Raw genomic sequence first — 3,210 nt, forward strand, 5'->3', positions numbered from 1 at the left:
CCTCGGGCAGGCGCAGCACCTCGCCGATCTGGTCGATCAGGAGGCCATAGGATTCGCCGCGCAAATCGACGCCGACCGCCATCGGCACCTTGCCGTCCTCGGCCCTGGGCAGGCCGAGCCGGGCGCGCATGTCGACCACGGTGACGATGCGGCCGCGCAGGTTCAGGACCCCGGCGATCTCGCGCGAGGCCAGCGGCACGCGGGTGACGCGCTCGGGCATGAACACGTCCTGGACGCGGGAGATCGGCAGGCCGAACAGCTGGCCGCCGATCATCGCGGTGACGTATTCGACCATGGCGCCTTCGGTGGACTGGGTCTTGTTGCTCATAGGCGTATCTCCTGATCCATCCCGCTTGAGGTTACGCCGCCGCCCGGCTCAGCTCGGAGGCGCCGGCGGCGCCCGCGGTCTGCTCCTTCAGCGCCGCGATCAGACCGGGACGGTCGAACTTGGCGACGTAGTCGTGGAAGCCGGCCTGCCGGCCGCGCTCGATCGCCGCCGGCGACACCAGCGCCGAGAGGCCGATGATCGGCGTGGCCGCCAGGTTGTTGTCGGAGCGGATCACTTCGGCGAACTCGAACCCGTTCATGTCGGGCATCTCGATGTCGGTCAGCACCACGTCGAAGCTCTGCGCGCGCAGTGCGGCGAGGCCCTCCTGCGCGGTCGGCGCGGTGCGGACGCGGTAGCCGGCCGCTTTCAGCACCGGCGCCAGCATGTTGCGGAAGAACGCGGAGTCGTCGACCAGCAGCACCGACTGCGAGTGCATCGACGGCTTCATCTCCTTGCGGGTGAACCAGTCGGCGAACGCCATCGGCAGGAAGTGGCCGACGTCGATCACCTCGGTGGCCTGGCCCTTGATCACGGCCGAGCCCAAAATGCCGGAGGACGAGCCGCCGACCTCGATGTTGAGCCGCTCCTCGACGATGTCGATGATCTCGTCGACGACGAGGCCCATGGAGCGGCCGTCATCGGCGAACACCAGGATCGGCTGGGCGCCCTGGCTGGCAATGGTGACGCTCTCCATGGCGACCAGCGGCATCAGCTGCTCGCGGTACTGCACCATGTAGCGGCCGTTGGAGAACTCGATCTTGTCGGCCGGCAGCTCCTCCAGGCGCGTGACCAGCCCGAGCGGCACCGCCTTGGGCTGCGACGAGCCGGCGCGGAACACCAGCAGCGAGGTGGTCTGCTCGCCCGAACCGATGTGCTGGGCCCCGTTCTCGTCGCCCATGTCATGGGCCGAGGAGCCGGCGGCGCCGAGCGCCTTGGCGATGCCGTTGGGGTCGATGATCATGATCACCGCGCCATCGCCCAAGATGGTGTTGCCGGAGAACATGTCGATGTGACGCAGCTTGGTCGACATCGGCTTGACCACGATCTCCTCGGTGTGGAACACGCCGTCGACGACGATGCCGAAGGTCTGGCTGCCGACCTGCGTCACCACGATGAAGCCGTTCTCGGGATCGGACGCGGCGCCGTCGTCGATCTTGAGCAGCTTCTTCAGGTGGATCAGCGGCAGCAGCTTGTTGCGCAAGCGCAGCACCGCGGTGTCCTTGATGCGCTCGATGCGGTGCTCGGAGTTGGCGCGGGCCCGCACCAGCTCGACCACCGAGAGCTGCGGAATGGCGAAGCGGTCGCCGGCGGCCTCCACGATCAGCGCCGAGACGATGGCGAGGGTCAGCGGGATCTTGATGGTGACGCTTGAGCCCTCGCCGGCCACGCTCTTGATGTCGATGGTGCCGCCGATCTGGTCGATATTGGTGCGGACCACGTCCATGCCGACGCCGCGGCCCGAGACCGAGGTGATGGCGGCCGCGGTGGAGAAGCCGGGGGCGAAGATGAACTTGTGGATCTGCGCTTCGCTCATCTTCTCGAGCTCGGCCTCGGTGACGAGACCCGAGGAGATGGCCTTGGCCTTGATCTTCTCGGTGTTCAACCCACGGCCGTTGTCGGCGATGCAGATGATGATGTGGCCGCCCTCGTGATAGGCCGACAGGCGGATGGTGCCCTGCTCGCCCTTGCCGGCCGCCAAGCGCTCGGCCGGGGTCTCCAGGCCATGGTCGGCGGAGTTGCGCACCATGTGGGTAAGCGGGTCCTTGATCAGGTCGAGCACCTGGCGGTCGAGCTCGGTGTCGGCGCCGTGCATCTCCAGCTCGATCTGCTTGCCGAGTTCGCTCGACAGATCGCGGACGATGCGGGGCAGCTTCTGCCAGGCATTGCCGATCGGCTGCATGCGCGTCTTCATGACGCCTTCCTGCAGCTCGGCGGTGACGTTGGACAGCCGCTGCAGCGGCACCTTGAACTCGGTGTCCTCGTTGCGGCGGGAGATCTCCAACAGCTGGTTGCGGGTCAAGACCAGTTCGGAGACCATGGTCATCAAATGCTCCAGCGTATCCACGTTGACGCGGATCGACTGGTTGGCGATGCGCTCGCCCTCGCCGGCACTCTCGTCGGCCATCGACTTCTTCGGCGCGGCCTTCTCCTTGGCCGGCTTGGCGGCTTCCTTGCCGGCTTCCTTGGCGACCGGCGCCGGAGCCTCAGCGACAGGCTCGGCCTTGATTACGGCCTTGGCAACCGGCGCAGGCACCGGCGCTTCGATCGCTGTCTCGCGGAAGGCGCGCTCAAGCTCGTCGAGCGAGACTTCGCCCGGACGCAAGGGGCGCTCCAGGGTCTGCTCGATCAGCGAGCCCGTGGTCATCTCCTTGGCCGGTGCAGCGGCAACCGGCGCTTCCGGCACCAGCGGCGGGGCTTCGGCGACAGGAGCCGAACTACCTGCGGACGGCATCGGCTGCGCCGAGCCGGACGCGATCGGCGAAGCCGACGCTGACATCGCGGCCATGCCCTGCTCGACCATCGCTTCCAGCTTGTCGATGAGGTCGCGGTCGTTACCCTCGGGCTCGGCTTCGGTGGCCTCGAGGCCGGCCAGAATCTCCTTGATGCGGTCGATCGAGGACAGGATCACCGTCACCGCCTGCCCGGTCACCGGCATGCCGTCACGGAATTTGCCCATCAAGGTCTCGCCGGCATGCGCCAGCGCTTCCAGACGCGGCAACCCGAGGAAGCCGCAGGTGCCCTTGATGGTGTGGACCAGGCGGAAGATGTTATCCAGGATCTTGGCGTTGTTCGGCTCCTGCTCGAACTTCACCAGCTGATTGTCGACGGTGTCCAGGCTCTCGCTGGTCTCCGTCAAAAACTCCCGCAACAGATCATCCATG

Annotated in this window: 2 protein-coding genes; both read right to left on the minus strand. The window is 66.9% G+C overall.

All coding sequences use genetic code 11. The features are described from left to right. Positions 1 to 328: chemotaxis protein CheW (locus GPL20_RS38445; RefSeq protein WP_157337925.1), on the minus strand; the 328-nt coding region annotated here is incomplete at its 3' end. A 31-nt stretch (positions 329 to 359) separates the two neighbouring features. Then, entirely contained in the window at positions 360 to 3,209 is a 2,850-nt protein-coding gene (locus GPL20_RS38450) for a hybrid sensor histidine kinase/response regulator (protein ID WP_157337927.1), read from the minus strand. Position 3,210 lies beyond the last annotated feature (1 nt).

This window comes from Bradyrhizobium cajani (genome assembly GCF_009759665.1).
Classification (GTDB): domain Bacteria; phylum Pseudomonadota; class Alphaproteobacteria; order Rhizobiales; family Xanthobacteraceae; genus Bradyrhizobium; species Bradyrhizobium cajani.

Coding starts and splice junctions, on each gene's coding strand:
- GPL20_RS38450 (WP_157337927.1), bottom strand. CDS start 3,209: ATGGATGATCTGTTGCGGGAGTTTTTGACGGAGACCAGCGAGAGCCTG.